Source organism: Pseudomonas sp. WS 5079, assembly GCF_012985465.1.
Lineage (GTDB): Bacteria > Pseudomonadota > Gammaproteobacteria > Pseudomonadales > Pseudomonadaceae > Aquipseudomonas.
Genome location: NZ_JAAQWN010000002.1, coordinates 641,868 through 665,434, shown reverse-complemented (window position 1 = coordinate 665,434; position 23,567 = coordinate 641,868). Strand labels below are relative to the sequence as shown.

40 protein-coding genes and 1 tRNA gene are annotated in these 23,567 nt (G+C 60.1%); 24 read left to right on the top strand and 17 right to left on the bottom strand.

Annotation, left to right across the window (positions count from 1 at the left end):
• Positions 1 to 5: 5 nt before the first annotated feature.
• The 4 genes from HBO05_RS07540 to HBO05_RS07525 all read left to right on the top strand — a co-directional run bounded on the left by HBO05_RS07540 (position 6) and on the right by HBO05_RS07525 (position 3,398).
• Positions 6 to 416: a pilin gene (locus HBO05_RS07540; protein WP_172312378.1), complete on the top strand. Its 411-nt coding sequence runs from the start codon at positions 6 to 8 to the stop codon at positions 414 to 416.
• Positions 417 to 479: 63 nt separating this feature from the next.
• Positions 480 to 1,886 carry an O-antigen ligase family protein gene (locus tag HBO05_RS07535; RefSeq protein WP_172312241.1) on the top strand — a complete coding sequence of 469 codons (1,407 nt, stop codon included), beginning with the start codon at positions 480 to 482 and terminating at the stop codon, positions 1,884 to 1,886.
• 39 nt (positions 1,887 to 1,925) lie between these two features.
• Positions 1,926 to 1,998, top strand: a tRNA-Thr gene (locus tag HBO05_RS07530).
• 167 nt (positions 1,999 to 2,165) lie between these two features.
• Positions 2,166 to 3,398 (top strand): integrase arm-type DNA-binding domain-containing protein, encoded by a 1,233-nt coding sequence (locus tag HBO05_RS07525; protein WP_172312239.1) that lies wholly within the window; start codon positions 2,166 to 2,168, stop codon positions 3,396 to 3,398.
• Here the strand turns inward: HBO05_RS07525 and HBO05_RS07520 are convergent.
• The 17 genes from HBO05_RS07520 to HBO05_RS07440 form a co-directional block, all read right to left on the bottom strand.
• On the bottom strand, positions 3,368 to 3,616 hold the full coding sequence (locus HBO05_RS07520) for an AlpA family transcriptional regulator (RefSeq protein WP_172312237.1): 249 nt from the start codon (positions 3,614 to 3,616) through the stop codon (positions 3,368 to 3,370). The genes HBO05_RS07525 and HBO05_RS07520 overlap by 31 nt on opposite strands.
• A gap of 79 nt (positions 3,617 to 3,695) precedes the next feature.
• Complete coding sequence (locus HBO05_RS07515) at positions 3,696 to 4,196, bottom strand: hypothetical protein (RefSeq protein ID WP_172312235.1); 501 nt, start codon at positions 4,194 to 4,196, stop codon at positions 3,696 to 3,698.
• Positions 4,193 to 4,432 carry a hypothetical protein gene (locus HBO05_RS07510; RefSeq protein ID WP_172312233.1) on the bottom strand — a complete coding sequence of 80 codons (240 nt, stop codon included), beginning with the start codon at positions 4,430 to 4,432 and terminating at the stop codon, positions 4,193 to 4,195. Before HBO05_RS07510 ends, HBO05_RS07515 begins: the two co-directional genes overlap by 4 nt.
• A gap of 67 nt (positions 4,433 to 4,499) precedes the next feature.
• A complete protein-coding gene (locus HBO05_RS07505; RefSeq protein WP_172312231.1) occupies positions 4,500 to 4,994 on the bottom strand; it encodes a hypothetical protein in 495 nt (164 codons plus the stop codon).
• Complete coding sequence (locus tag HBO05_RS07500; RefSeq protein ID WP_172312229.1) at positions 4,987 to 5,163, bottom strand: hypothetical protein; 177 nt, start codon at positions 5,161 to 5,163, stop codon at positions 4,987 to 4,989. Before HBO05_RS07500 ends, HBO05_RS07505 begins: the two co-directional genes overlap by 8 nt.
• Positions 5,160 to 5,492: a hypothetical protein gene (locus tag HBO05_RS29230; RefSeq protein ID WP_262381385.1), complete on the bottom strand. Its 333-nt coding sequence runs from the start codon at positions 5,490 to 5,492 to the stop codon at positions 5,160 to 5,162. Before HBO05_RS29230 ends, HBO05_RS07500 begins: the two co-directional genes overlap by 4 nt.
• Positions 5,489 to 7,165 (bottom strand): DNA cytosine methyltransferase, encoded by a 1,677-nt coding sequence (locus HBO05_RS07490; protein ID WP_172312227.1) that lies wholly within the window; start codon positions 7,163 to 7,165, stop codon positions 5,489 to 5,491. Before HBO05_RS07490 ends, HBO05_RS29230 begins: the two co-directional genes overlap by 4 nt.
• 64 nt (positions 7,166 to 7,229) lie before the next feature.
• Complete coding sequence (locus tag HBO05_RS07485; RefSeq protein ID WP_172312226.1) at positions 7,230 to 8,048, bottom strand: DNA translocase FtsK; 819 nt, start codon at positions 8,046 to 8,048, stop codon at positions 7,230 to 7,232.
• Positions 8,049 to 8,057: 9 nt separating this feature from the next.
• Positions 8,058 to 8,258, bottom strand: coding sequence for a hypothetical protein (locus tag HBO05_RS07480; protein WP_172312225.1), 201 nt, complete (start codon positions 8,256 to 8,258; stop codon positions 8,058 to 8,060).
• A gap of 6 nt (positions 8,259 to 8,264) precedes the next feature.
• A complete protein-coding gene (locus HBO05_RS07475) occupies positions 8,265 to 9,149 on the bottom strand; it encodes a recombinase RecT (RefSeq protein WP_172312223.1) in 885 nt (294 codons plus the stop codon).
• On the bottom strand, positions 9,146 to 9,958 hold the full coding sequence (locus HBO05_RS07470; RefSeq protein WP_172312221.1) for a PD-(D/E)XK nuclease-like domain-containing protein: 813 nt from the start codon (positions 9,956 to 9,958) through the stop codon (positions 9,146 to 9,148). The genes HBO05_RS07475 and HBO05_RS07470 overlap by 4 nt, the downstream gene beginning before the upstream one ends.
• Positions 9,955 to 10,290, bottom strand: a complete 336-nt coding sequence (locus HBO05_RS07465) for a hypothetical protein (RefSeq protein WP_172312219.1) — start codon at positions 10,288 to 10,290, stop codon at positions 9,955 to 9,957. Before HBO05_RS07465 ends, HBO05_RS07470 begins: the two co-directional genes overlap by 4 nt.
• 164 nt (positions 10,291 to 10,454) lie before the next feature.
• Positions 10,455 to 10,838: a hypothetical protein gene (locus tag HBO05_RS07460; RefSeq protein WP_172312218.1), complete on the bottom strand. Its 384-nt coding sequence runs from the start codon at positions 10,836 to 10,838 to the stop codon at positions 10,455 to 10,457.
• A gap of 127 nt (positions 10,839 to 10,965) precedes the next feature.
• Positions 10,966 to 11,196, bottom strand: coding sequence for a hypothetical protein (locus HBO05_RS07455; RefSeq protein WP_172312216.1), 231 nt, complete (start codon positions 11,194 to 11,196; stop codon positions 10,966 to 10,968).
• Positions 11,193 to 11,465 (bottom strand): hypothetical protein, encoded by a 273-nt coding sequence (locus HBO05_RS07450; protein ID WP_120732045.1) that lies wholly within the window; start codon positions 11,463 to 11,465, stop codon positions 11,193 to 11,195. Before HBO05_RS07450 ends, HBO05_RS07455 begins: the two co-directional genes overlap by 4 nt.
• A 480-nt stretch (positions 11,466 to 11,945) precedes the next feature.
• Positions 11,946 to 12,599 (bottom strand): hypothetical protein, encoded by a 654-nt coding sequence (locus HBO05_RS07445; RefSeq protein ID WP_172312214.1) that lies wholly within the window; start codon positions 12,597 to 12,599, stop codon positions 11,946 to 11,948.
• A complete protein-coding gene (locus tag HBO05_RS07440) occupies positions 12,599 to 13,276 on the bottom strand; it encodes an XRE family transcriptional regulator (protein ID WP_172312212.1) in 678 nt (225 codons plus the stop codon). Before HBO05_RS07440 ends, HBO05_RS07445 begins: the two co-directional genes overlap by 1 nt.
• 101 nt (positions 13,277 to 13,377) lie before the next feature.
• Between HBO05_RS07440 and HBO05_RS07435 the strand changes: the two genes are divergently transcribed.
• From HBO05_RS07435 to HBO05_RS07340, 20 genes are all read left to right on the top strand, one after another.
• Positions 13,378 to 13,566, top strand: coding sequence for a hypothetical protein (locus HBO05_RS07435; protein ID WP_044272759.1), 189 nt, complete (start codon positions 13,378 to 13,380; stop codon positions 13,564 to 13,566).
• Between the two features lie 2 nt (positions 13,567 to 13,568).
• A complete protein-coding gene (locus HBO05_RS07430) occupies positions 13,569 to 13,877 on the top strand; it encodes a CII family transcriptional regulator (RefSeq protein WP_172312210.1) in 309 nt (102 codons plus the stop codon).
• 98 nt (positions 13,878 to 13,975) lie between these two features.
• Entirely contained in the window at positions 13,976 to 14,653 is a 678-nt protein-coding gene (locus HBO05_RS07425) for a DnaT-like ssDNA-binding domain-containing protein (RefSeq protein ID WP_172312208.1), read from the top strand.
• Entirely contained in the window at positions 14,580 to 15,299 is a 720-nt protein-coding gene (locus HBO05_RS07420) for a replication protein P (protein ID WP_172312206.1), read from the top strand. Before HBO05_RS07425 ends, HBO05_RS07420 begins: the two co-directional genes overlap by 74 nt.
• Positions 15,292 to 15,735, top strand: coding sequence for a RusA family crossover junction endodeoxyribonuclease (locus HBO05_RS07415; RefSeq protein WP_172312204.1), 444 nt, complete (start codon positions 15,292 to 15,294; stop codon positions 15,733 to 15,735). The genes HBO05_RS07420 and HBO05_RS07415 overlap by 8 nt, the downstream gene beginning before the upstream one ends.
• On the top strand, positions 15,732 to 16,004 hold the full coding sequence (locus tag HBO05_RS07410) for a hypothetical protein (RefSeq protein WP_172312202.1): 273 nt from the start codon (positions 15,732 to 15,734) through the stop codon (positions 16,002 to 16,004). The genes HBO05_RS07415 and HBO05_RS07410 overlap by 4 nt, the downstream gene beginning before the upstream one ends.
• On the top strand, positions 16,001 to 16,297 hold the full coding sequence (locus HBO05_RS07405) for a hypothetical protein (RefSeq protein WP_172312200.1): 297 nt from the start codon (positions 16,001 to 16,003) through the stop codon (positions 16,295 to 16,297). The genes HBO05_RS07410 and HBO05_RS07405 overlap by 4 nt, the downstream gene beginning before the upstream one ends.
• A 2-nt stretch (positions 16,298 to 16,299) precedes the next feature.
• Positions 16,300 to 16,686, top strand: a complete 387-nt coding sequence (locus HBO05_RS07400) for a hypothetical protein (RefSeq protein WP_172312198.1) — start codon at positions 16,300 to 16,302, stop codon at positions 16,684 to 16,686.
• Positions 16,687 to 16,698: 12 nt separating this feature from the next.
• Positions 16,699 to 17,094, top strand: coding sequence for a hypothetical protein (locus HBO05_RS07395; protein WP_172312196.1), 396 nt, complete (start codon positions 16,699 to 16,701; stop codon positions 17,092 to 17,094).
• Between the two features lie 92 nt (positions 17,095 to 17,186).
• A complete protein-coding gene (locus HBO05_RS07390) occupies positions 17,187 to 17,396 on the top strand; it encodes a hypothetical protein (RefSeq protein WP_236299026.1) in 210 nt (69 codons plus the stop codon).
• A complete protein-coding gene (locus HBO05_RS07385) occupies positions 17,393 to 17,863 on the top strand; it encodes a lysozyme (RefSeq protein ID WP_172312192.1) in 471 nt (156 codons plus the stop codon). The genes HBO05_RS07390 and HBO05_RS07385 overlap by 4 nt, the downstream gene beginning before the upstream one ends.
• A 26-nt stretch (positions 17,864 to 17,889) precedes the next feature.
• A complete protein-coding gene (locus HBO05_RS07380) occupies positions 17,890 to 18,117 on the top strand; it encodes a hypothetical protein (protein ID WP_172312190.1) in 228 nt (75 codons plus the stop codon).
• Positions 18,118 to 18,127: 10 nt separating this feature from the next.
• Positions 18,128 to 18,565 carry a lysis protein gene (locus HBO05_RS29225; protein ID WP_262381383.1) on the top strand — a complete coding sequence of 146 codons (438 nt, stop codon included), beginning with the start codon at positions 18,128 to 18,130 and terminating at the stop codon, positions 18,563 to 18,565.
• A gap of 71 nt (positions 18,566 to 18,636) precedes the next feature.
• Positions 18,637 to 19,038, top strand: coding sequence for a hypothetical protein (locus tag HBO05_RS07370; RefSeq protein WP_172312186.1), 402 nt, complete (start codon positions 18,637 to 18,639; stop codon positions 19,036 to 19,038).
• A 4-nt stretch (positions 19,039 to 19,042) separates the two neighbouring features.
• Positions 19,043 to 19,246 carry a hypothetical protein gene (locus tag HBO05_RS07365; protein ID WP_172312184.1) on the top strand — a complete coding sequence of 68 codons (204 nt, stop codon included), beginning with the start codon at positions 19,043 to 19,045 and terminating at the stop codon, positions 19,244 to 19,246.
• Entirely contained in the window at positions 19,243 to 20,835 is a 1,593-nt protein-coding gene (locus tag HBO05_RS07360) for a portal protein (protein WP_172312182.1), read from the top strand. Before HBO05_RS07365 ends, HBO05_RS07360 begins: the two co-directional genes overlap by 4 nt.
• Entirely contained in the window at positions 20,832 to 21,071 is a 240-nt protein-coding gene (locus tag HBO05_RS07355) for a hypothetical protein (protein WP_172312180.1), read from the top strand. Before HBO05_RS07360 ends, HBO05_RS07355 begins: the two co-directional genes overlap by 4 nt.
• A 2-nt stretch (positions 21,072 to 21,073) precedes the next feature.
• Entirely contained in the window at positions 21,074 to 21,919 is an 846-nt protein-coding gene (locus HBO05_RS07350) for a hypothetical protein (protein ID WP_172312178.1), read from the top strand.
• Between the two features lie 198 nt (positions 21,920 to 22,117).
• Positions 22,118 to 22,984 (top strand): phage capsid protein, encoded by an 867-nt coding sequence (locus HBO05_RS07345; protein WP_172312177.1) that lies wholly within the window; start codon positions 22,118 to 22,120, stop codon positions 22,982 to 22,984.
• 42 nt (positions 22,985 to 23,026) lie between these two features.
• A complete protein-coding gene (locus HBO05_RS07340) occupies positions 23,027 to 23,551 on the top strand; it encodes a hypothetical protein (RefSeq protein WP_172312175.1) in 525 nt (174 codons plus the stop codon).
• The last annotated feature ends 16 nt before the right edge of the window (positions 23,552 to 23,567 follow it).

Genomic DNA, 23,567 nt, shown 5'->3' with positions numbered 1-23,567 from the left:
GTGTGATGCGTCAGAACGGCTTTACTTTGATCGAGTTGTTGATCGTCGTGGCGATCATCGGCATCTTGGCCACCATTGGCCTGCCCATGTACACCAAGTACCAGGCCAAGGCCAAGTTCACGGCTGGGCTGGCGGAAATCTCGGCGTTGAAGGCGGGCTTCGAAGACACCTTCAACCAAGGCACGGTGCCCACGCTGGCGCTGATCGGTGGCACCAGCCCGACCGCCAACTGCGTGATCAGCGTGGTGGGTGATGTGGCTGCGGGGACGGGCTCGATTGCCTGCGAAATCCTTGATGCGCCTGCGCCGATCCAGGGCAAGCTCATTACCCTGGCGCGCAGTGCCAGTGAGGGTTGGAAGTGCACCACCAGCGCTGACGAGCAGTACGTTGCAAAGGGGTGTGCGGCTGGCAACTGAGGCCGGGCTGCCTTAATCAGTGATAGGAGCCCGGCGTGACGGGCTCCCAAGTAAAGGTTGCCCATGACGTTATCCGTGCAACAGCGAGGAAGCGTGTTCCTGGTGCTGGCGCTGAGCCTTTTGCTACTGGGTATTACCCTGTCCTTCAGTGGCCATGACTGGCAGCGTGTCATGCAGGTCGGCGTGGGTGTCTGTGCGTTGCTCTATTGCCTGGTGACTCCCGCCATGCGCCTGGTCGACAAGCCCACCGCTATCGGCCTGGCGCTGGTATTCGGCCTGGGCCTGATCTCTTCGTCGTTGGCCCACCAGCCACTCTGGGCGCTGACCGAGTGGGCGCTGATGATCACCTGCGGGGTGATTGCCGCAGCTTTTGCCCGGTTGCGGCGCAATGGCGATCCAACCCTGGATCAGGTGCTGATCCTGTTTGTGTTGCTGCTGTGCCTGATCAAGGTTGTGCAATACGGGTACGCGGGCGTGCTGGCGTTTACCAGTGGCGCACCGACACTGGACACTGACCTCCTGCTTTCCGGGTTCTCCAACAAGCGCTTCTACGGCCAGTTCCAGACATTTACCTTGCCTTTGCTGGCATTGCCGCTGTTGCTCGCGAGCACCTCGCGGTTGGCGCGTGGGCTGGTATTTGCCCTGTTGTGTGCCTGGTGGTTGATTGCAATCAGTGGCGGCACCCGTGGCACCTGGCTGGGCATCGGCGTGGCTGCAATCGTCGTGGCTTTCCTGGGGGCTGCGGGGCGCCGCTGGTTGACCTGGCAGTTGGCTGCACTGTGTGGCGGGCTGTTTTTGTACTGGTTGTTGTTCACGGTCCTGGCGCGTTACCTGGGGCTGGAAATTGCCAGTCTTTCCAATGACCGGCTCACCACCAGCCTTTCGGGCCGTGAAGTGATCTGGTGGCAAGCCTGGGACATGATCCGCGAACGGCCGTGGCTGGGTTTCGGGCCGATGCACTTTGCCGATATCCCTAACCCGATTGCCGCCCACCCGCACCAGGCGATCCTGCAATGGGCCAGTGAGTGGGGCGTGCCATCGGCCTTGTGTGTGGCGCTGCTGGCGTTGCGCGGCGGCTGGGCCACGTTGGTGGTCATTCATCGGCAAGGGGCGGCAGGGTCCGCGCAAGACCTGCTGCGCCTGTGCCTATTTGCCGCGCTGCTGGGCGCGACGGTGCAGGCCATGGTCGATGGGGTGATTGTGATGCCCTATTCGCAACTCTGGTTGGCGCTGGTGGTGGGTTGGCTGATGGCCTTGCATCCGTGGCGCACGCCGGTTGTCGCGCCGATGCCGCTGTTGTACCGGGCCTGGCAAGCGTCGGCAGTGCTCGCGGTGGTGTGGCTGGTATTTGTCGTGTATCGCGACTTGCCTGGTGCCACTGAGCGCAGCCAACACTACATTGACGTTGCCAAAAGCCATCTGCAGCCACGGTTCTGGGTCCAGGGAGTCATTGCGCCGCACATTCGGTAAGTTGCCGGGCGCCCAATGCAGTGCTAGCTTTAGCCCACCGCCCGTGTAGCTCAGTTGGTAGAGCAGCGCACTCGTAACGCGAAGGTCGCAGGTTCGACTCCTGTCTCGGGCATATTGGTAACTTCTCATGCCTGCTCAAGCCTTCTCATAAAGCCAATAAAGCCGCCAGCCTGTGCGGCTTTTTTGTTCTCGCTACTTCTCACTAGTTATTACACCTTCTCAGTTTTTTTAGTACATTGCGCAGCACATGCAAATTCGATTGCTCAGGCGATGTACTAAATGCCCCTCACCGACACCGCTGTACGCCAGGCCAGGGCGACTGCCAAAGACTTCACCCTCACGGACGGCAGCGGCCTATCCCTGTTCGTCGCCACCAATGGCACCAAGTCGTGGCACTTCCGGTTCTCATGGCTGGGCAAGCAGCCGCGCATGTCGCTGGGCACCTATCCGGAGATATCCCTCAAGGACGCCCGCGAGCTGCGCGACCAGGCCAGGGGGCTTGTGGCCAAAGGGATTGATCCGCGAGCCAAGCGCCGCGAGGAAAAGCACCAAGCCAGCGCACTGGCCATGAACACGTTTGAGGCTGTGGCCAATGAGTGGCACGCCTTCAAGGCGCCGCGCATGGTTGTGTCCACCAGTGGCGGTTCGGCTCAGGCCCGGTTCTACCTGGACAAGGATTTGATCCCGGTCCTGGGCAAGATCCCGATAGCCGACGTGAAGCGCTCCGATGTACTGGCCGCGCTGCGCCGCATCGAGAAGCGCGGGGCGCTCAACTCGGCGCGCAAGTGCCGTTCCTGGCTGAACGAGATTTTCCGCTACGGCATGGTGTCCGGATATCTGGACATCAACCCGGCCTCAGACCTGGACATCGTGGCCCAGCAAGAGCCGCCCGTGCGGCATAACCCGATGCTGGTACTTGGCGAACTGAAAGATTTTTTCTGCTCGCTGGAGGAATCCACGGCAGCCGCCTACGTCAAGTGCGCAATCCGCATCCTGTTCCTTACCGGCGTGCGTACCACGGAGCTGCGTAACGCAACGATTGAACAGGTCGATCTGGATGCCGGACTGTGGTCGATCCCGCCCGACGCGGTAAAGCAGCTGAAGAAAAGGGTTAGGAGACAATCAAAGGAGGATGAAGTACCGCCCTATCTGGTGCCGCTGTCGCGACAGGCGGTGGAGGAAATGCGCAAGGTGCACCAGTTGACCGGTGGCTACCGCCTGCTGATCGCGGGTCGCAATGACCCACGGCAGCCGATCAGCAACAACACGGTCAACTCAGCACTGAAACGCATGGGGTACGAGGGGAGGCTCACCGGGCACGGGATACGCGCGACGATTTCAACAGCCTTAAATGAGATGGGATACAACGCGGATTGGATCGAGGCACAGCTATCGCACGCCAGCGGGAGCCAGGTGCGCAGGTCTTACAACCATGCCGAATACGTGGAGCAACGGCGGGTGATGATGCAGGAGTGGGCTGACTACTTGGATTCTGTCGCTGCTGGCGCCTGATCGCCACGGGCAGCGGCCTTGCTGGCTGCCCACTGATCGACCTCGGCCCTGATCCAGGCTACAGACTTCACCCCCAGCTTGACCTGCTTGGGGAATTTGCCGGCTACCGCCAGGCGGTAAATAGTCGGGGTGCTAAGGCCACAGATTCGCCGGACCTCTGGCAGCTTGATGTACTCGATGTGGGTTTCTGGTGGGGTGTCGGTTCGTGCAGTGTTCATAGAAATACCTCGCCACGCCGTTGCCGGCTGGATTCATGGTGTTGGTTGGAAGTTTACAGCGTGGAGTACGGATGTACTCCTATCGGGATTTGGCGTTCAGCTGCGTTACTTTTTCGAGGCAGGCGTCTGCAATTTCGTAAAGGCGTTCTTCCTGATCAACTATCGGGACGAAGTCGTCATCAGACATAGTGCCGACACCCCATGCGCTCCACACCCTGGTGCAATCGTAGGCGTCACCGCCGATGGCCTGGGCGATGATATCTCGCAGCACAACGCGCTCAGGCAGCACCACCGCTACCGGCGCGGGCTGCTCGGGCGGACCAAGGTGCAGCGGCTGGCTTGCAAGAAGGTAAGCACCCGGATCCGACTTATCTATCCGCTCCTGCTGCTGATCCGGGCTATCTTCGGTGATGTAGTGCTTTCCATTGATTGCAGCGCAGGATCGCCACGCCACCGGCTCGCCCTGGGGCTGGGCGGATGGCTCGTCATCACAGACAGGGCAGTACGCCTTTCGGGGGAAGGTTACGCAGGCATGGCAGATCCTGCGCGGCACGCCGTCAATCGTTTGGTTGGTGGTCATGGCTTGGCTACCTTTTCGGGCACTGATGCTTCCGCCTCAGTGCGGAATTTGATTGGCGCAGTATCGCCGTGGCGACCTTCTGTCCAGGTGATACTCTTGCTGCAATAGCATCCGGTCTGCTGCGACAAGTCGAAGTTCTGGCGAAACCCCATGTCGATTCCGGTCATGCCGTGCTGGCGCGCCAGAGCGACTACCGCTTGGGCAAACGCGATGTCGTGGTCAGTAATTGCTGTCATAAATCACCTCATCAAATCAGTTGTGCCCGTGCCAGCAGGCACCAGCAGTAGGCGGGAAGTTGGGCTTTCATTGCTGGTAGCCGTCGCGCTGCATCATGAATTCAAGACGCTCAGCAGTGAGTGGGTCTTGCCCGCGAGTCCTGCTTTTTACAGATCGGTGGGCGGCGCAAAACGGCGAGTTTTCACGCCTTGTGGATTCGCACCCAGGGCAGGCGCAAGGCTTGCCACCACCCTCTGCTGGCTTGAGTGCGGCTTTACCGGTCAGCGCATCGAAACAAATTGCATGAATTTCTTCGACCTTCATTCCAGGCATATTGAAGCGGTGCGAACCCATGATGGTGCGGAGCGCTGCCTCCAGCACATCCACCCGCTCATCCGCTGCGGTCAGCAGGGCTTGCAGGGCTCGCTTGCGGCGTTCGGCAGCAACGCAACCCTCGGCAGCAGTAAGGAAACACTGCACTGCGCTGTCATAGTCAGGGCCCAGCACAACGTTGATGCGGCCCAGGGCCTGGCCTTCAACAAGCCCGGCATCGGTTACGTGGTAACGCTTCACTTCACTCATGATTCTTCTCCCGTGCGCGCAGCTCGGCCATTTCCGCCTGCCGGGCCTTGCTGCATTTGTCGTGGTTGCCGTGGGCGCGGGAGTGCCCGCACTGATCGCAGATGGTCTGTAGGTCTAGCGGGCGCATCGGCGCGCCGCGAATCTTGGTGGTGCGGCGTAGGGCGGTCATGGGTCGACCTTCAACATATCAATGACCTGCTTGATACCGCTGGCCACGCTGGCCGGTTGCTGCGCGGCGTACCGGGTCAGGTCAGCTATGGCCTTGGTGCGTGTCGGTTCGCGCCGGATGGAAGGGCCCAGGGCCCGCACAAACTCAAGGGCGTACCGCTTGCCCTCCAGTTCCATGACGCGGTTGATGGGGCCGGTGATGACCAGTTCGGGCAACGGCTCGCTGGCTGTGATCGGCGGTAGTAGCTTGGCCGTTGGGGCTGGCTTCGGGATCGGCGCAGCAGCGCGGGTCAGCGCCTGTTCAAGGGCGCGCATTGCGATGGGGTTCATGGGGTTACCTGCTGGGATACGCTCAATGCTACCGCCACGGGTTGAACCCAGATCGGCATGCTGTTGAGCATGAAGGTTTCGCCGGCCTCGGCCAGCAACAGGGTGGTGCCCATCACATGGGCGATTGCTTCGGCGGCTGCCGGTGGAACTGCGTTCCCGATCCGCTCGCGCCATGCCTGATCACTCAGGCCGTCCAGCTCAAACCATTCCTCCGGCTCAACCAGGCTTTGCAGCGCTGCCAGCTCAAGCGTGGTGAATGGCCGGTGCCAAGTGCCGTCGAGGCTTTCAATAACGCAGGTCAGCCGCTCGTTGGCTTCCGGCATGCGTGGGTCAGCGACGGACCAACGCCCATTGTCCTGGCGGGCACTGGCTGAAACGGCGCCGCACTGGTCGCTCCAACCCACAACGCCGTAATGGCCGCCGGTTAGGTAGGCATCGCCCTTGGTGCGTTTCATGCCTGGGCGTGGGTCTTGAACAGCAAAAGCGCCTTGGCCGGTGGTGCTGCCAGAAATTACCGTGCGCGAGGTGCCGTCCCACTGGGCCACGTTGTACTTCGCGTGCCCAATGCCAGGGTCGCGGGGGTCAGCAACGCTGAATGTCCCTTGCCCGGGCGACTTGACGCCGATCACTGCGCCGCTGGTTTCGTCCCAGCGCCGAACGCCGTACTGCTGGTATTGCAGGGCGCCGGCCCTGGCCCGTGGATCCGCTACCGAAAACTTGCCGTTGGTTGGGCCGCTGCGTGCGGCGACGGTACCGGCGGTTTCGCTCCAGTCGTGAACGCCAAGGAAGCCATCCCGGAACTGGGGAACAATGACCAAGTCGCGCAGGTAGCCGTCCTCGATCGCTAAATCATTCAGGCAGCGCCAATCCTTGCCAGCCTCGACCAGGGCGAGGCGAACCCACGTTTTCCATTGCAGCGCCGGTACCCGGTGCATTGGGCCGGCGGCGGCAACATCACCAGCCATTGGCATGCGGCCCAGGATCGAACCCACAGACTTGAGCGTCTTTTTCTCTGGCTCATACAGGAAGGGCGGCACCTTTTCTATGTGCCTGGCCACCAGCAAGAAGCGCTTGCGGCTTTGGGCCAGGCCGCCGATTACGCCGCAGTCGTGCGTGGTTTCTGCAACTGCATAACCGTAGTGGTTCAACAGCTTGTTAATTTGGTCCAGCAGGTGCCGGCCACGGGTGGCCAGGCGCGGTACGTTCTCGAAAACGATCAACGATACCGGGTCATCCTTCCAGGCTTCACACATCAGCCACACGCAGCGCAGCGTCAGTTCGTTGAGGGCCTGGTACTTCGGGGTCAGGCTCATGGTTTCGGACAGCAAGCCCGAGGCGCCTTTGCAGGGGCTGGAGATAAACACAGCGTCGGGGCGCTGATAGCCAGCAGCCTTGCGCACGTCGTCAGGGCCAGCTTCAACCCATCCAGGAGGTGGCTGCTTGCCATGGAAGGCGGTGTACATGCCGAGGGTGAACAGGTCCAGCAGCGTGCCAGGCACACCAGACAGACGCTGGAAGTCGCGCAGCCCGGCCGGGTCAACGTCGATGCCGCCGATGCATTGCCATTCGGCTTGCATGTTGCCCACCACGGGCTTGGCGTTGTTGAACCCTTTGGCGCCGCCGCCGAGGCCGCAGCAAAAATGGAAGTGCTTAAAAATTCGCTTGAGCATCATGCGGCGGTTTCCTTTGGACAAGAGAAAGGCGCCCGTAGGCGCCTGGTGGTGTTGCGGGGTTGGGCTAGACGACTTCGTCCAGGGTGGCGATGACCTTGAAGCTGTGGTCAAACGCCGATTCACCCTCGGTTTCGATCTCAAGCACCTTGTCATCGAGCAGGCGCAGCAGCAGGGTGGCTGTCTTGTCGCTGTCGATGGCCAGGCGACTCTGGACCCAGTGGCCCTTGAACGCTTTGCTGTTGGACTTGAGCACGATCAGTTGCTTGGCGTCGTCGTAGGTGAACTCGCCGAACTCTTTGTCCAGGTCGGCACCTGCGTTGTCAGCACCACCGGTACGCTCGGCCAGTTCGTCAGCGTTGCCCAGCGGGTGCTCACCGTCCGGCTCATCTGGCCCGGTGCCGCCCTGGAACAGGTTGCCGGTCAGGTCGCTGACGTGCAGCGGCAAATCCTTCTGGTCGCGGTCTGGTTGGATGAAGTCGAGGCCTTCGTCGTAGTCGGTCGGCGCCACCACCAGCAGACACATCTTCCCGGGAACCTTGGCCAGGGCACCGCCGTTTGGGTCGTTCACGTCAATGTTCGCGGTGATGGTAATCGCCTTTTCCTTGAACTTGGCGTCGATCACCTTCACTTCAACGACGTCAACATTGCGCGAACTGATGATGTTGATCGCGGTGTGAGCCGCCTCGGTAGCGCTCTTGACGGCGCGGTCAATCACTTCCTGCTGGCAGCCTTCATTCAGCTTGGACCACGGGGAGTGGATGTTCTTCACCTCAAACAGGACCATGTTCACCAGGTCATGCACCAGCAGTTCGTGCGCGAGCATGGATGGTTCAAAGCCCGCCAGCTTGGCGCGTTCGATAATGTCGCGGTGTTCAGTCTTCATGTGGTTCCCTCAGTGCTTGGCGATTCGCTCAAGGTGTTGTTGTTGAAGCGGGCTCAGGTTGGTATGCGCGCCGTACCGCTTGAAGCTGGCGCGCATGTTCTCGACGAATTCCAGTTCCCATTCCCCGCTGGCGTGCAGCTCAGCGGCGACCAGGATGGAAGCGAACTCCTCGACACTGTCGTAAATGTCGAGGATGGATTGGGCTGTCATGGGCTGTTACTCCCTGGCTGAACCGTAGTCCTGCAGGTCATTCGGGATGATTTCGCCTGTGTCGGGGTCGACGTGTTCAACCGCGGCGGCCTCTTGCACTGGCGCCGGCGTGTGCGTCGGTTGATCGTCCATGTCGATGACGATCCCGTTCTCAATCGTTGCTCCACGGCCCTGCTCGGCAGCGTTGCTGACGGCGATTGCGTTGGAGACCTCAACGGAGCAGGGCATGTACTTCAACACCTGCAATAGCGGGATCTTGCGGCAGTACATTTCCCAATCGCGGAAGCTGTAGTGCTTCTTGCCGACCTTGTTGTATTTGTCGCGGTGCTTGGTGATCTTGCCCACCGTCCACAGTTCGATGATCGGCATGCTGGCGCCCTGCACCCAGCCGATGGCGAATGCATGGGTGATATCGCTCGCCTCATCAAGGTCCGTCTCGTTGTGAATTACCAGATCGCGGCGGGCGCCGTCGGTGAACGTGTAGTTCTGGTCCTTGAAGATGACACCGGTATACACAGTGCCCCGGCCACTGCGCGCCACCAGATCAACAAGCCCTTTCCAGCCAGGGACAAAGGTACAGGTGGTGCCGTAGGGGATTAGGAAGCCGGCGCCGTTTACGCCTGGCTCAAGGCCGAGCTGTGCGGCAGTCATGATCGAAGCCGCGATGCTTTGGTGATTGCAGCGCTGGAGCTGCTGAGACGTGCTGAACGCGGTAAGTGCAAGGCGCGTCATGCGGTCGGCGGTCAGGTGCTTCGGCAGGGCCAGGGCCATTTGACCCTTGAGCTTGTCCATGAAGTTGCCGAGCTGGGCTACTGGCGACAGCTGGCGCGACTCGCCGCCCTGGGTCTTGCCGAGGTCGGATTGGGAGAATGGTGCAGGTTGATTGCTCATGAACGTTCCTTGGCCCAGTAGGGCAGAGAGAGGGTTTCAATGCCGGACCACTCGCCAGTGCGCATGCAGTCGGCGTAAGTGGAAAGGTTCCGGTTGTAGGCGTCACGGCCAACGGCCTTGCCCTCGGCATCGAGGACGAACAGCCGGACGGGGTACTTGCCGCATTCAATGCTGGTGCTGACCACTAGGAAGATGAATCCCTGTAGATCCTCGCCGAAGTGCGCCGCGTAGCCGTCGCTGTAGAAGCTGTCCTGTACGTGGTAGCGGTACTCGTAGAAGGACTTTTCAAACTTCTTGATATCAGCGGTGGTCTTGACGTCCACCATCCAGCCCATGGATGGGATGGCCTTGTCTGGCCGGCAGCGGCACAGCACCTCATGCTCTGGGTCGTTCCAGTAGATGCTGGCTTCGACGTCGCCAGGGGCCTCCAGCATCCATCTGGCGTGGGGGTGGGCCATGACGCTTTCCCGCATGAGGGCAATCTTTCGGCCTTCTTCGGGTGTCAGGATCTTTTGCCCGGCCAACCCGGCTTCAAACCGTTCCCACGCTTCCTTGCCGGCCTTGGTGTTGCGCGGTGCGTTCTCTGGGCCGACCGCGTATTCAGCTGCGTAGCGCTCCGGCTCCAGCAGGTAGGCGTGGGTTGCGTCGCCGATATTCAAGGACGATTTCTTTTCTTCGTCCTCGGGCGCTGCCTTACCCCACTGGAACAGGGCCGGCGCTTTCTCGATTAGGTCGAGCTGGGATTTCGAGACACCCGCGCCGCCGTGGTAGTCGGCGTTCGGGATGCTGGTGTAGTAGCCGGGATTCATGATTGCCCCCTGGCTTTGGCGATGGCGGCCTTAGCCAATTCACGCATTTCATCAATGGTGATTTGTAGGGCTTCTTGCGAAGTGCAGGAACCGGTGCATGGCACGCAGCCGCAGTCATGGGGGCGAGCAATGCGCTCAAGTGCTTTCAGAAGATCTGGCGCCGCGGCGATCAGATGGCAATCGTTCGTTCGTGCCACGAAGTCCTTGAATTCAAGGTCGATCGCTGTTGTTACGACCGTTATTTTGAACGACGGGCCAACAATATCGAGCATTCCGGGGTAATAGCCGGCAACCACTGACCATGGCCCGGGCGTGTGAGTTAATTCAGACACAAGAGTTTCCTTGCCGCGACGTGCGCAGCATTGAGGGATTGAAAGGGGTTATTGAGTAATGAGCCCGCCGATAGCGGGGCCCAGTAGAACGATGGTGAGGAAGGTCAGGCCAACGATGGCCGAGGTCCAGCGGATGGCGCGCCGCCGGTCACGCTGGCGGGTGGTCATAGCGAGGCTCTCAACTTTATGAGCCGCTCGCCCATAACGAAGATGGCTCGCTTGATCTTCCCGACCTCGACGCGCAGCGCGGCTTTCTGGTCCAGCAGATCTGCCAGCTTTCGCTGGTCCTCGGTCAGGAAAAAATCTTCTTCGTCTTCTGGATCGAAGGCGCCGTGAACGATACAGATGGCGTGATTCCAGCCGCGCCAACGATCACCCTGTTCCAGGTACTCGTCGCGCAGGCCATCCAGGTGCACGCCTTTGTCGTCGCGCGTCCAGTCGGTCAGAGCGTTGATCTGCTTCGCGATTTCACGGATCGCGATACGGTTCTCGGCGTAGCGGACGTGCAGCAGCTCGATGGGAGAGAATTTTGTAGGGGCTGCTTTCATGGCATCCTCGCAATCAACATGCCGCGGCGAATTTCTACTCGCAGCGGGCGCGGCAAGTCAGTGACCAAGAAAAAGCCCCGCTTATGCAGGGCTTCTTTCAACTCTTTGGCAGTTCGGCAAACGATCGTCATTGGCGATACTCCAAGGCCTGCATGGTTTGTTGATGCTGGCGCTCAAAGATCCGGTGCAAGCGGGCCTTGTAGTGCCGGTGCTCGTCGTCAGTGATCGCCGACAGGGCATAGGCCGTCTCGACGATCATGGTTGTTTCGCCGTGAAGTACCGGCGTTGAGCCTTCGACGCTCATTGAGGTGAACCAACGGTCGATCAGGTCCACGGCGATTTGATGTTGTCGGCTCATGCTGCCCACCGTTGCCGGCGCTTGCGGGCGTCAATCTCGAACCACAGTTCCTTCTCGATCATCGGGACGTAATCCTTGCTCTCGGCAATTACGGCCAGCTCCATCTGGCACACGTCCATCGGAACGCGGTCGGCGTCGTACATGGTCCCGGACAACACGTTGAACGTCAGTTCACGGCTACCATTCGCTATCCCGGCTGGCGGAATGTCCTCGCAATACGTCACCTCCACCTGGAGGACGTACCCTTCAACAGCAATTTCATGGTTCATGGTGCCTCCAGGGGCGGGTTGTTGGTGCTTCTGCATTGGTAGAACGCCCGAATCCCTCTGGGTGTTGCCCGTCTACGCCGCGACAAAATCCGCTCTGGCTCAGGACAAGGTGGCCACCCTGCTATCACGACAGAGGGCCGGGCGTTCTCCGATGCAGCCTGGTTGCCCAGGCGCTTCGGTGTTTCCTTCTCTCCAGCCGCGACCCTGTCCGCTGGAAAACTGATTCGGGGCTTTGCGCTGCGCACCCAGGGACAGTTGCCATCCTTCTGGACCGTTGAGGCCGGTCCATCGCTTGCCTTTGAATCTGGGCCGGTGGTGATCCGGCAAGGGTGAGGCGGTGGATCTAAAGAGCGGATCGCGTATTGCTGCGATGTGCGAACAATACGAAAACGGATTGATTGAGTCAATACGTAAATGCATTGATTTTTCTCCGAACGAAAAAAAGCCCGCTCAGTGGCGGGCCAATTTTTCGAGGTCTAGTTAAAAGCGGCGCCTTACCTTCCAGGCGCCATTGCTCCACGACGGCTCAAGCTCGGCGCACAGAAAGAAGGTAGGGGTGCCGGAATTCTCGATGGACGGCCCAATCATCGCTGCGCAGAGCTTTCCTGCAACATCAGTCGGAACGGAATCGCTCAGAAATCCTGCTATGGACTTTTTCGGGCCGTCGGCTGAGGGGATGTTGATCACAGCAAATGCCCCCGTTTCCTTCGACTGGCTTGTTGCAACAACCAAACAGGGGGTCAGTTCGTTTTCAACAAGTGAGACATCCATGTATTCACAGATATACGCAAGTGCGGCGGCCCCATCTTTAAAGTGAAGCTGCACGGGCGGTGTTGAGGCGGGTAACTCAACCTTGCTCCCTGATTTAATCCATCTGATTAGCCGGTATGTGATTTTGTCATACAAGAAAGATGAAAACAGGCCGACTAACGTTATCCATGTTCCATAGCCCGCTGCTGGATAATCTCTAAAGCTATGCCGCTCAAAAAAGGCAGACTCAATCCATTTTTCAAAAAAACTACTCAGGCTGTAAGCATCTTCAGAAATTTGGTACATACCAACAATTAAGATTAATAGCCCAGTAATAAATACGAGGAAACCAACCCTTTTAAGTGGCGTATTGAGTTCTTTCATTACAGCTTCCTTGAGTTCCAGGCCAGCAGTACGCGCGCATGAATACGCAACATGTCTAGTTCGGCGCCCTTTATGTCGTAGGGCGGGAAGGCGTCGTTGTCGGAAATCATCCGAATCATTTTCGGCAGCCGCTGCAAGCGCTTGATGTACAGAACGCCATCCAGAGAAAACAGGTAGACGCCGTCTACCACAACCTCATTCACACCCTTATCAATGATGAGTGGGTCGCCACTGGTAAAAGTCTTTTCCATGCTTTCGCCGAAACCGGTCACTACCGCCAGATTTTCTGGCCTGCTGTAGTTGACGCCTTGCTCCCGCAAGTACTCCTGGCGAACGGTGATGTTTCGGATCGTCTCGATATAGTCGCTTGGTACAACCTGCCCTGGTCCCATAGATCCCACCACGTCGTATTGAGGGATATCGATATCGCCCTTCGCCTTGCCAGCGAAGTTCGCCAAAACAACATTTGATCCTTTGTCGCCGCCACGCCAAAGCCAATCGGTGGTCACGCCCAGAGCCTTGGCTATCTTGTCGATATTGTCCTGGCGAGGGTTCTTTGAGTCGCCGGTAATGATCCGGTGAATGGTGGGCTGATTGACGCCAGAGCGCCGCCCCAGCTCGCCCTCCGACAAGCCCAGGCGCTCCATTTCCGCAGCAAGTCTTTCGCCAATCTTCATACAAACACCCAATAAGAAAACGTATTAAAAAAGGAGTCTATTGCGGCATCCAATGCGCTTGCGTATCATCGGGCAATACGTAAATGCATTGGTGAGCCAGAATGACCATTCAGAAAATGCTTGCAGACCTTGCCGGCTGGGGCTTTTCCCAGGCAGCAATCGCCAAAAAAGCCGGCACAACCCAGCCAACAATTCACCGCGCCAGTAAGGGCGCAGGTATCGGCTACAACGCCGGTAAAGCGATTGAGGCCATGCACAAAGAGGCGGAAGCCTCCAAGTCGGTGGCCTGACCATGTCGACGAGCCCATTGAACCAAGAGCAGACCGCAAGGGCCCGCAGGAACTACGTGGTTCTCATGCAGGCGCTTGCATCCGTCGGCAATGCACCCGTGGCGCTTGCAGTAGGCGTCGATGAAGCAACGATCAGCCGAATGAAACCGGAGAAGTTTGAGCAGTTCTGCCAAATCCTGGCAGTGCTCGACTTGAAGGTCGTCCCAAAGGCCATGCAGTGCTTTGACAAGCGCGACATTGAAACCCTTCTGCACCAGGCCAAGCGGTACATGGACCTGATCCAGAACGTTGACCAGTTGCAGGAGGAATAGCTGTGGACTGGCTCAGGCTTTGGCACGACATGCCCAACGATCCGAAGTGGCGGACGATTGCCCGCGTCTCAGGCCAACCCATTGCCTTGGTACAGGCGATGTACCTGCACCTGCTTGTTGATGCATCCGTAAATGTCACGCGCGGTCACGTGACAGTCACGAAAGAGGACATAGCGTCCGCTTTGGACGTGACAGACGATCAAGTAGACGCTGTTTTTTCTGCCATGCAGGGGCGCGTTATTGACGGTGACAAGCTGACCGGATGGGAAGGGCGCCAACCTAAGCGAGAAGACGCCGGGAACCCAGAAACAGGGGCCAAGTCGGCAGCGCAACGCAAAAGAGACCAGCGTGATCGGGAGAGAAATGGCAAGGCGGAAAAGCCCAAAAATGACACGTCACGTTCTGTCACGGGAAGTCACGACAGATTAGAGAAGATTAGAGAAGATCAAGAACACACACATACCGCGCAGACGAAATTCTCGCTGCACGATGCCTGGGAGCCAGACCCCCAGACGTTCACCGCCGTCCTGTTCCGCAATGGCATGGCAAACCAAACCTTCGAAGCCGACCAGCTTCTTGAATTCCGCTCCTACTGGATCAGCCGACCCGACGACCTGAAAACACAGGCCCAGTGGGAGCACGCGCTCGCCCAGCAACTGAAACGCCAAGCCCGCACCCAGCAAGCCAACGGGGGAACACCCAATGAAACCGGTAGACGAATTGCTCAAAGCCGCACGCGTAACGCTCACGACATCCTCACCGACCCCGACTGGTGAGCTGGCGGCTGAGAACGTCACCCCGTTGGACCAGGAAGCACGCAGCGCCGTGCGCCGTGTATTCACCACGCTGAAAATCTCGTTCCCGGCTTGGTACGAAAAACACTACGGCGATAAGCGCGCCGAGACGCTCGCCCGCCGAGTGTGGATGCTCGCCATCCAGGAACTGGGCGACGACGCGGTAGACCGTGGCCTGCAACGCATGGTGCTGGAGTGCAAGTTTCCGCCATCGCCCAGCGACTTCATGGACCTGTGCAGGCGCGTTGACGATCTGCCGTCGGAAGCCCAGGCATGGGACGAAGCTCTGCGCGGAACCTACAGCCACAAGGCTGTGAAGATCGCCGCCGAAGCTACCAGCACGTTTGATCTTCGGGCAGGCAACCACAGCGACAAGGCGCTCAAGCAACGCTTCGAACGCAACTACGCCATCGTCATGCGCCGTGCACAGACCGGCCAGCCGCTGGAAGGGCGAATCGCAAAAGGCCTGGGCCACGACAGCATGCGCCCGCGTGAGCAGATCCAGTTGGAACACTCCCGCAAGGTCGCCGACGACCTGGTCGCCATCCTCGAAATCCCAAAAGACCCCCAATCATGCCGCGCACTGCTGCTGGCAAAACTCGGCATCCGGAGAGACGAACATGCATGACCTCAAGCCCGTGTCGTTCTTCGTGCCAGGCGAGCCAGTAGGCAAGGGCAGGCCGCGTGTAACCACCATCGGCGGACACGCTCGCATGTTCACGCCCAAGAAAACCGCCGACTACGAAACCCTGATCGCCGAAGTTGCGCATGAATCCATGCAGGGCCGCGAGCTGATCGCCGGCCCCGTGATGATGGAATTGGCTATTCGTGTGCCTGTGGCCGCGTCCTGGTCCAAGAAGAAAACCGCTGCAGCGCTGACAGGCGAAGTCATGCCGACCAAGAAGCCCGACGCCGACAACGTGCTGAAAGCGATCTGTGACGGCATCAACGGCATCGTGTTCTGCGATGACGTCCAGGTGGTCAACGTCTCGCTGAGCAAGCGATTCAGCGCAACACCAGGCGTAACCGTGCGCGTCGTACCACTTGTGGGAGCGAACTCATGAAACCACTACTGCAATGGGCCTGCCGCGAGCTGAACAACGGCTGGGTGATGATCGGCGTCGATGTGGACCTGTCCACGCCAGAAGAACCGGAATGCATGCTGGGGCTGCGCAGAGCGGTCCACCCATTCCATTTTGACGAAGCCGAGAATCCGGTTATAGCGTTCACGGCGGTTATATCCGAAATGGATAAGCAGATCAGGAGAGGGGCGGGGATGGGCGCGCCAGACCACTCTGTCTCGCGCGCGCACGCGTTTGGGGGTGCTGCATGAACGCAACCCAGGCCAGCAAGATCAAGTACCGCCAACTGAGCGTCGACGAGTACCACCGCATGTTGGAGGGCGTGCAGCGGGTTATCCAGCCGTTCGCGCAGGCAAAGCTCGACGTGATGCAGCTCACGCTGCCGACTATGACCATTACGCGGACCGACGCCGGCTACACGATGGCCGCCAGCTATCCGCCAGATGTGCAGCAGCACTTTGACCGGTGTGATGCGCTGTGCCAGCAGGCCGTAGCTCAGTACCTCCGGCAAGATGGTTACACACTGCCGGATCAGGAGCCCTAACCATGCGCCCCCAGGCCCACCCCGATCAGCTCGCCCTGTGCTTCACGCAGGCAGCAGACACCGTTGCGGATGCTCGCCACGGGCAGGTGGTCGCCCGCTTATCGATCCCCCAGCGCGAGAAGCCACGGGCAGTTCCCCAGGCAGATCGCCGGGTTGATTGGTTCAAGGTCATTACCCAGCTCTCCCGTGCAGGGCTTTCCCCGCACGCTGTGTCAGATGCAATCGGCGTCCCTCGCTCAACCCTGATCGGATGGAAGCAAGGCGCCGAGCCCCGTTACACCGAAGGCGAGCGGCTTGTCTCGCTCTGGTGCCGGACATTGAGCCGGGACCGCTCCAAACTTCCCATGGTCGCCGTCGGTGACTGGTGGGCTTATCACTCGAAAGCATGAGGCGAAATAGTCATGAAGCCCATCGACATGATCGGACTTGTTACCACCACCAACCCGGGGTTCGCCAGAGCCTGGGCGGACAGCTGCCGTGAAGGCCAGGTCGAGGAAGACAACTGGATTGCAGCCCTGCGTGCCCAAGGTGTGAAGGCCGCTCATCCTGATGATGGCTGGGTTGATCGGGAAAAAAACGAAGTACATCCGGCTTACCCACAGTTCAGCGATGGTGTGGCAGCTGGCGATATCGTTGCGCTGGGGTGGCCGAATTACCACAGGCTGGTACGTGTTGTGGGGGTTGGTGCGCCGATGATGCGGGGTGGTGTGTGGTTCTTTGAGCCGATTGAAGTGCCGGCATCGCCCGATCAGTCAGGCGAGTGGCCAGAATGGATTCGCAAGCTTTTCAAGAAATAGTCGGGATTCCGACACCTGCCCCCGATGATCCTTGCCGTCATCGCTGCCCCGCCACCGAGCGGGGCTTTTTGTTTGTGCAGGGAGAGACCAACTTGAACGCAGCCCAAGACGTAGCTGTTGAGGCAACCAAGGCCGCGCCGCCGATCATCGTGTCAGGCGCGATGCTGTTCGGTATGACGCCCGCTGAATGGGTCACGGCGCTGACAGTGCTGTACCTGCTGTTGCAGATCGGCCTGTTGGTCCCGCGCTACTGGGCGCAGTTCCGTGAATGGATCGGCCCTAACCGGCCTGGCGCGCAATGAGCCCGCTACAGCAACGCATCATCGCGGCATCACTTGCCGGCGCCGTGGGCATGGCCGGTGTGCTGGTGACCAAGTTCGAAGGCCGCAGCCTGGTGGCGTACCTCGATCCTGTTGGCATTCCCACCATCTGCGAAGGCGTTACCCGTGGTGTGCGCCTGGGCCAGACCAAGACACCGGCACAGTGTGACGCGCTGCTACAGGCCGAACTGTCCATCGCCATGGCCGGCGTTGACCGCAACGTCACCGCGCCACTCCCCGAGACCCGCCGCGCCGCCCTGGCATCGTTCGTCTACAACGTCGGCGAACCCCAGTTCAAGGCATCCACCCTGTTGCGCAAGCTCAATGCCGGTGACGCACGCAGCGCCTGTGCCGAGTTGAGCCGCTGGGTCTATGCCAAGGGCAAGAAGCTGGCAGGCCTGGTCAATCGCCGCGCCGCTGAACGTGAGTTGTGCGAGGCCGGACTATGAATTCCCCCATCACCGAGGCTACCCCCGTGAACGAACCCCAAGTACTGACCCCGTATCAGCAGAGCATCGTTGCCGAGCAAACCCAGCTCGCCGACAGCATCAAGCAGCTGGAAACATTCCTGGGCACTGATGAGTGGTGCCACCTGGGCCAGGACGAACACAACCGCATCGTCTTCAAGCTCGGCTCCATGCGCGAGACGTTGAAGGTGATCGACAAGCAGGTCGAGGCGTTCAACGCTCCACCGGCTGAGTGAGGGCGGCGCCATGGTTCGCTACTTAATCGCAGGGCTTTCCTTGGCGCTTGTGCTGGCGCTCTGGCGTCTTGACCATGTCAGCGCCAGGGCTGATGCCGCAACGGAGCGTGTCGGTGTGCTGGAGGGGCAGGCAGCAGCATACGAGCAGGCCCTGACCGTCCGAGATTCCATCGACTACCAGTATCAGGAGGCAATCCGCAATGCCGAACTATCCAAGCCGCAGCTTGTTGCTGACCTCAATGCTGGTGTTAAGCGCGTGTACGTCCGTGCCGCCTGTGTGCCAGCCAGTCCCCAGCCCACCGGCAGCGTTGATGCAGCCACCCCCGAACTTGCAGCAGATGCTCGACAGGATTATGCCGCGCTCGTTGCCGCCTTCGAGGTAGTGACAGCCCAGGTCGAGGGGTTGCAGGCCATCGCCCGCAGTTGCACCCGACCCCCTTCGAAATAGTCGGGAACCCGACAGCCCTCCCCATTGATTCTGGCCCTCGTTGATCAACAACCATCATCGAGGCCAGCACCATGCCAGCACCAGAACTCACCACGCAGACACCTGGCGAGCCCCTCGCCGCCATCACGCCGCTTGCTCCCACCACCGAGACCGAGCCACAGGCGCCAGCCCTTCCAGCGTTCACCGCCAAGCACAACGGTGGCGGGCGCTGGATCGTGTACGACGCCAATGCCCCGCAGGTTGACGGCAAAGACGTCAAGGTCGGCGACTTCACCGGCACCAAGGATGAGGCGCTGGCCGAGGCTGATCGCCTTACCGCTGGTGGCGAGCCCCTGGTGCTGGATCCTGAGCGGGTCACCGAGACCAAGCCACAGGCAGTCATCACCACCAGCGATATCGACGCAACCGCGCTCAAGCAAGCCGTGCTGACCGAAGCCGGCTGGTTGTGCCCAGAGCCTGTAGTGAAGGGGTAAGACCATGAGCAGCGGACCAAAGAAACCGAAGGTGGTCGAAGCGCCTGACCCGCAGGTCGAGGCCCAGAAGGCCGCCGACCTGGCCGCGCAGAAGGCCAACGAAGAAACCGCCACCCGCAAGAAGCGCAAGGCCGAGAGCAGCCTGCTCTCCACCGGGGGCGCAGCTGGCAGTGTCATGGACCAAGGGAAAAGGACACTCGGCGCATGAACGCAGACCAGATCGCCAAAACGTTGGGCACCTTGAAGTCGCTGCGCTCGCCGCATGAGTCGGTCTGGCGCGATTGCTTCGATCACAGCTATCCCATCCGGGGTAGCGGGTTCTGTACCGACCAGATCACGGCCATGGAAGCGCAGATGCGCAAGGCCAGGATGATCGACGGCACCACCACGGACGCGGCCCGGATTCTGTCGTCCGGCATCATGTCGGGCCTGACCCCGGCCAACTCCCTGTGGTTCGGCATGGACGTCGGCCAGGAAACCGAGGACGAACGCCGCTGGCTGGACGACTCGGCGGACATTCTCTGGCAGAACATCCACGCATCCAACTTCGACGCGGCTGCATTTGAGGGGCTGATTGACGTTGTGTGCGCTGGGTGGTTTGCCCTGTACATCGATCAGGACATGGAGAAGGGCGGTTTTACCTTCGATCTGTGGCCCATCGCGAGCGTCTACGCCTCGGCGTCCAAGGCTGGCGGCAAGATCGACACCGTGTACCGCGAGTACAAGCTGACCGCCGAGCAGGCCATAAACGAGTTCGGCGAAGAAAACGTCAGCGATAACACCCGCAAGCTGGCCAAGGACAAACCGCAGGAAATGGTGCGGTTCGTTCACGCGATCTACCCGCGCACCACACACATGGTCGGCGCCAGGCTGGCCAAGAACATGCCCATCGCTTCCTGCAAGGTCGAGGTAGAGGCCAAGAAGCTGGTGAGCGAGTCGGGTTACCACGAAATGCCGGTGGTGGTTCCGCGCTGGATGATGATCCCGGACAGCGTTTACGCCGTGGGCCCGGTGTTCGACGCGCTGCCGGACGCCCGCACCCTGAACGAGCTGTGCCGCATGGACCTGGCAGCCGGTGACCTGGCCATCGCCGGCATGTGGATTGCCGAGGATGACGGCGTATTGAACCCGCGCACCGTCAAGGTGGGCCCGCGCAAGATCATCGTGGCCAACTCTGTGGACAGCATGAAGCCCCTGCAAAGCGGCTCAAACTTCCAGTACGCCGAAACCAAGATCGCCCGGTTGCAGGGCTCTATCCGCAAGATCCTCATGGCTGACCAGCTCCAGGCCCAGGACGGCCCGACGATGACCGCCACCGAGGTGCATGTGCGGGTGAACCTGATCCGCCAGTTGCTGGGCCCGGTGTATGGCCGGCTGCAAACCGAGTACCTGCAACCAATGATTGAGCGGTGCTTCGGCATCGCCTACCGCGCCGGCATCCTGGGCGTTGCGCCTGAGTCGTTGGCCGGTCGCAACTTCACCGTGCGTTACCTGTCGCCCCTGGCCCGGTCGCAGAAGCTGGAGGAAGTCACCGCTATCGACACGTTCATCCAGGGCGCCCTGGTCATCGCCGCGGTTGATCTGACCGTTATGGACAACATCGACATGGATGAGGCCCAGCGGTTCAAGGGTGAGGCGTTGGGTGTGCCCGGCTCTGTCATCCGCAGTTCTGCCGACAGGGACAAGATCAGGGCTGATCGAGCCCAGGCCCAGCAGGACGCCATGGAGCAGCAGCAACAGCAAATGATGATGCAGCAGGCCGGTGAAGCCGCAATGAAACAGGGAGCTGCAGCATGACGCCTGAGCAGATCGACGCGATGTTCAAGCGCGTTTTCGAGGAGCACCACGAGGGGCGCATCGTTCTGGAGCTGCTGATTCAGCGCTTCGCCAAGAACGCCTGCACCGTCGGCGGCATCGACGCCATTCTCACCACGTACAAGCAAGCCGGGGCCCGCGAGGTCCTGGACCACGTTGTAAACCGCATCAACCGCGCCAACGGCGTGCAAGCCGATCCCAACGATCAAGAGGAATAACGATGAACATGTTTATCCATGGCCGACTGGGCCATTTTTTCATGGCCGAAGCTGGCGAGGGCGGTGACCCATCCACGCCGGCTGCCGCTGCCCCAGCAGCACCTGCTGGCTCTGTGCTGGACACCGGCAACACCGGTACCGACTACATCCCAGAAAAGCTCAGGGTCATGAAAGAGGACGGCAGCCTTGATCAAGAAGCATCGTCACGCAAGGTTGCCGAAGCGTACAAGCACCTTGAAACCCGCTTCGGCTCTGGTGATGTTCCGCCCAAGAGTGCCGACGAATACGCGGTCAAGCTGGAAGGCGTCGAGGGCTTCGACTGGGACGAATTCAAGGCCGACCCTGACACGCAGTCGTTTTTGAAGGGTGCCCATGCCAAGGGCCTGACCAACGACCAGGTGCAGTATGTGATTGGCGAGTACATGAAGGCGGCCCCCGGCCTGATCGAGGGTGGTGTGCAATTGAGCGTTCAGGACTGCACCGCAGCGCTCAAAGCTGTATGGCCAGATGATCAGGCCATGACCCAGAACGTGCGTGCCTCCTATCGTGCAGCCGAGGCATTTGCCAGCGAACCCGGCAAGCCCGGCAACTTCGCAGCGCTCCAGGCCAAGTATGGCAACGACCCGGACTTCATCGCCTTTACCGCAAACATCGGCAAGGAACTCAAGGAAGACACGCCAATCAACGGCGCCACGGCCAGCGACGGCGACTTCGACGTCAAAACCTCCGAGCTTCGCGCCCAGTTGCAGGCCCTTCCTGCGCACGATCCAAAGCGCAAGGGCGTCCAGGCGGAACTGGATGCGCTCTACGACCGCAAGTACAACACGCGCCAATCCCGCCTGAGCTGATTCCAGCCGGCAAATAGTCGGGAAACCGACACCCCCCATGCACAAACATCGCAGGCATCCCAGTAATGGGCCGGCCTGCGATGGCATGCAGACAACCGGAACGCCCCGAGGCGCAGCACAGCCGATGCACGCCAGGAATCCCGGCCCGCGATGCGGACAACCGGCAGGCAATCCCTTATCTGCATTGGAGTGCACCGTATGTCTTTCCAAATCACTGAAGCCTTTGTCCAGCAGTACGGCGACAACTTCCGCCACCTGTCACAGCAAATGACGTCGCGGCTTGAGAGCCACGTAACCATCGAGCCAAACATCGTTGGTATGTCCAAATCTGTAAACCGCCTGGGTCAGCGTACCGCCAAGCGCCGCACCACTCGCCACGGCGATACCCCGATCAACGATCAACCACACAGCACGCGCTTTGTGGACCTGTTCGACTGGGAAGACGGCGACATGATCGACGACCAGGACAAGATCCGCATGTTGGTCGACCCGACTTCGGATTACGTCAAGGCAATGGTTTCCTCGCTGAACCGTGCCAAGGATGACGTGATTATCAGCAGCCTGGGCGGCTTCTCTCGATCCACCACCGGCAACATCATCCTGCCGACCAAGCAGAAGATCGCCGTCGGCGGCACTGGCTTGACCAAGGCCAAGATCATCCAGGCCCGCAAGCTGTTCCGTCAAAACGAGGCAGACAACCACAACGGTGAAGAACTGTTCATCACCTACAGCGCCCAGGCAGCCGCTGACATTCTCGCAGACGCCACCCTGACCAGCGCTGACTACCTGGCCGGCAAGTTCCTTGAAGACGGCGACGTGGAAGGCAAGTGGATGGGCTTCACCTGGATTCCATCCGAGCGTACCCCGCTGTCTGGCGGCACTCGCCTGCTCTACGCCTGGGCAAAGTCTGGCGTAACCCTGGGCAAAGGCGCGGATATCACCACCGAGGTGGGCAAGGATCCGGGCAAAGGCTTCAACGTGCGTATTTACGCAAAAATGTCCATCGGCTCTGTGCGGGTGGAAGAAGAGAAGGTCGTCGAGATTGCAGCAGCCGAAGCCGCGTAAGCGGCTTTAGCCCTTCTCCCAACCAGTTCAGGAGCATGAATCATGGCAGTAGTAACCACCAAATCCCTGGCCGTCACCAACTCTGACGCGCTCCCGCAAACCCTTTCGCCGCAGCGTATCGACGGTGGCCGCCTGCGTGAGCGTGTCGGTTTCGTTGAGGCGACCGCAACCGACTCCATCGGCTCTGTGTATCGCTTGATGCGCATCAACTCGGTGGACCGCGTGTCCCGCCTGTTGCTGTCGTGCGATGCGATCACCACTGCTGCGGGGAACATCGGCCTGTACGACGTGACAGCGGTCAATGCTGGCGCCGTGGTTGACGCTGACTTCTTCGCCTCGGCACAGGATCTGTCTGCCGCCCTGGTGAATACGGACGTTACCCACGAAGCCGACGCGGCGGACGCTGGTGCGGGCTTCGGCCTGGCCGACATTGAAAAACCACTGTGGCAGGCATTGGGCCTCGCTGCTGACCCGGGCAAGCAATACGACGTGGCAATCACCCTGACGGCAGCCGCAACTGGCGCCGGCACCGTCAGCCTCAAGTTGCAGTACATCGACGGCAACTGATCCTCGTGGCGGCCAT

Coding starts and splice junctions, on each gene's coding strand:
- HBO05_RS07405 (WP_172312200.1), top strand. CDS start 16,001: ATGAACGCAACCCAGGCCAGCAAGATCAAGTACCGCCAACTGAGCGTC.
- HBO05_RS07350 (WP_172312178.1), top strand. CDS start 21,074: ATGAACATGTTTATCCATGGCCGACTGGGCCATTTTTTCATGGCCGAA.
- HBO05_RS07525 (WP_172312239.1), top strand. CDS start 2,166: ATGCCCCTCACCGACACCGCTGTACGCCAGGCCAGGGCGACTGCCAAA.
- HBO05_RS07420 (WP_172312206.1), top strand. CDS start 14,580: ATGAAACCGGTAGACGAATTGCTCAAAGCCGCACGCGTAACGCTCACG.
- HBO05_RS07385 (WP_172312192.1), top strand. CDS start 17,393: ATGAGCCCGCTACAGCAACGCATCATCGCGGCATCACTTGCCGGCGCC.
- HBO05_RS07370 (WP_172312186.1), top strand. CDS start 18,637: ATGCCAGCACCAGAACTCACCACGCAGACACCTGGCGAGCCCCTCGCC.
- HBO05_RS07425 (WP_172312208.1), top strand. CDS start 13,976: ATGTACCTGCACCTGCTTGTTGATGCATCCGTAAATGTCACGCGCGGT.
- HBO05_RS29230 (WP_262381385.1), bottom strand. CDS start 5,492: ATGAACCCCATCGCAATGCGCGCCCTTGAACAGGCGCTGACCCGCGCT.
- HBO05_RS07490 (WP_172312227.1), bottom strand. CDS start 7,165: ATGATGCTCAAGCGAATTTTTAAGCACTTCCATTTTTGCTGCGGCCTC.
- HBO05_RS07485 (WP_172312226.1), bottom strand. CDS start 8,048: ATGAAGACTGAACACCGCGACATTATCGAACGCGCCAAGCTGGCGGGC.
- HBO05_RS07480 (WP_172312225.1), bottom strand. CDS start 8,258: ATGACAGCCCAATCCATCCTCGACATTTACGACAGTGTCGAGGAGTTC.
- HBO05_RS07365 (WP_172312184.1), top strand. CDS start 19,043: ATGAGCAGCGGACCAAAGAAACCGAAGGTGGTCGAAGCGCCTGACCCG.
- HBO05_RS07360 (WP_172312182.1), top strand. CDS start 19,243: ATGAACGCAGACCAGATCGCCAAAACGTTGGGCACCTTGAAGTCGCTG.
- HBO05_RS07355 (WP_172312180.1), top strand. CDS start 20,832: ATGACGCCTGAGCAGATCGACGCGATGTTCAAGCGCGTTTTCGAGGAG.
- HBO05_RS07505 (WP_172312231.1), bottom strand. CDS start 4,994: ATGAGTGAAGTGAAGCGTTACCACGTAACCGATGCCGGGCTTGTTGAA.
- HBO05_RS07460 (WP_172312218.1), bottom strand. CDS start 10,838: ATGAAAGCAGCCCCTACAAAATTCTCTCCCATCGAGCTGCTGCACGTC.
- HBO05_RS07535 (WP_172312241.1), top strand. CDS start 480: ATGACGTTATCCGTGCAACAGCGAGGAAGCGTGTTCCTGGTGCTGGCG.
- HBO05_RS07345 (WP_172312177.1), top strand. CDS start 22,118: ATGTCTTTCCAAATCACTGAAGCCTTTGTCCAGCAGTACGGCGACAAC.
- HBO05_RS07445 (WP_172312214.1), bottom strand. CDS start 12,599: ATGAAAGAACTCAATACGCCACTTAAAAGGGTTGGTTTCCTCGTATTT.
- HBO05_RS07510 (WP_172312233.1), bottom strand. CDS start 4,432: ATGACAGCAATTACTGACCACGACATCGCGTTTGCCCAAGCGGTAGTC.
- HBO05_RS07520 (WP_172312237.1), bottom strand. CDS start 3,616: ATGAACACTGCACGAACCGACACCCCACCAGAAACCCACATCGAGTAC.
- HBO05_RS07475 (WP_172312223.1), bottom strand. CDS start 9,149: ATGAGCAATCAACCTGCACCATTCTCCCAATCCGACCTCGGCAAGACC.
- HBO05_RS07415 (WP_172312204.1), top strand. CDS start 15,292: ATGCATGACCTCAAGCCCGTGTCGTTCTTCGTGCCAGGCGAGCCAGTA.
- HBO05_RS07435 (WP_044272759.1), top strand. CDS start 13,378: ATGACCATTCAGAAAATGCTTGCAGACCTTGCCGGCTGGGGCTTTTCC.
- HBO05_RS07450 (WP_120732045.1), bottom strand. CDS start 11,465: ATGAACCATGAAATTGCTGTTGAAGGGTACGTCCTCCAGGTGGAGGTG.
- HBO05_RS07540 (WP_172312378.1), top strand. CDS start 6: ATGCGTCAGAACGGCTTTACTTTGATCGAGTTGTTGATCGTCGTGGCG.
- HBO05_RS07395 (WP_172312196.1), top strand. CDS start 16,699: ATGAAGCCCATCGACATGATCGGACTTGTTACCACCACCAACCCGGGG.
- HBO05_RS29225 (WP_262381383.1), top strand. CDS start 18,128: ATGGTTCGCTACTTAATCGCAGGGCTTTCCTTGGCGCTTGTGCTGGCG.
- HBO05_RS07400 (WP_172312198.1), top strand. CDS start 16,300: ATGCGCCCCCAGGCCCACCCCGATCAGCTCGCCCTGTGCTTCACGCAG.
- HBO05_RS07470 (WP_172312221.1), bottom strand. CDS start 9,958: ATGAATCCCGGCTACTACACCAGCATCCCGAACGCCGACTACCACGGC.
- HBO05_RS07430 (WP_172312210.1), top strand. CDS start 13,569: ATGTCGACGAGCCCATTGAACCAAGAGCAGACCGCAAGGGCCCGCAGG.
- HBO05_RS07515 (WP_172312235.1), bottom strand. CDS start 4,196: ATGACCACCAACCAAACGATTGACGGCGTGCCGCGCAGGATCTGCCAT.
- HBO05_RS07440 (WP_172312212.1), bottom strand. CDS start 13,276: ATGAAGATTGGCGAAAGACTTGCTGCGGAAATGGAGCGCCTGGGCTTG.
- HBO05_RS07340 (WP_172312175.1), top strand. CDS start 23,027: ATGGCAGTAGTAACCACCAAATCCCTGGCCGTCACCAACTCTGACGCG.
- HBO05_RS07410 (WP_172312202.1), top strand. CDS start 15,732: ATGAAACCACTACTGCAATGGGCCTGCCGCGAGCTGAACAACGGCTGG.
- HBO05_RS07455 (WP_172312216.1), bottom strand. CDS start 11,196: ATGAGCCGACAACATCAAATCGCCGTGGACCTGATCGACCGTTGGTTC.
- HBO05_RS07500 (WP_172312229.1), bottom strand. CDS start 5,163: ATGACCGCCCTACGCCGCACCACCAAGATTCGCGGCGCGCCGATGCGC.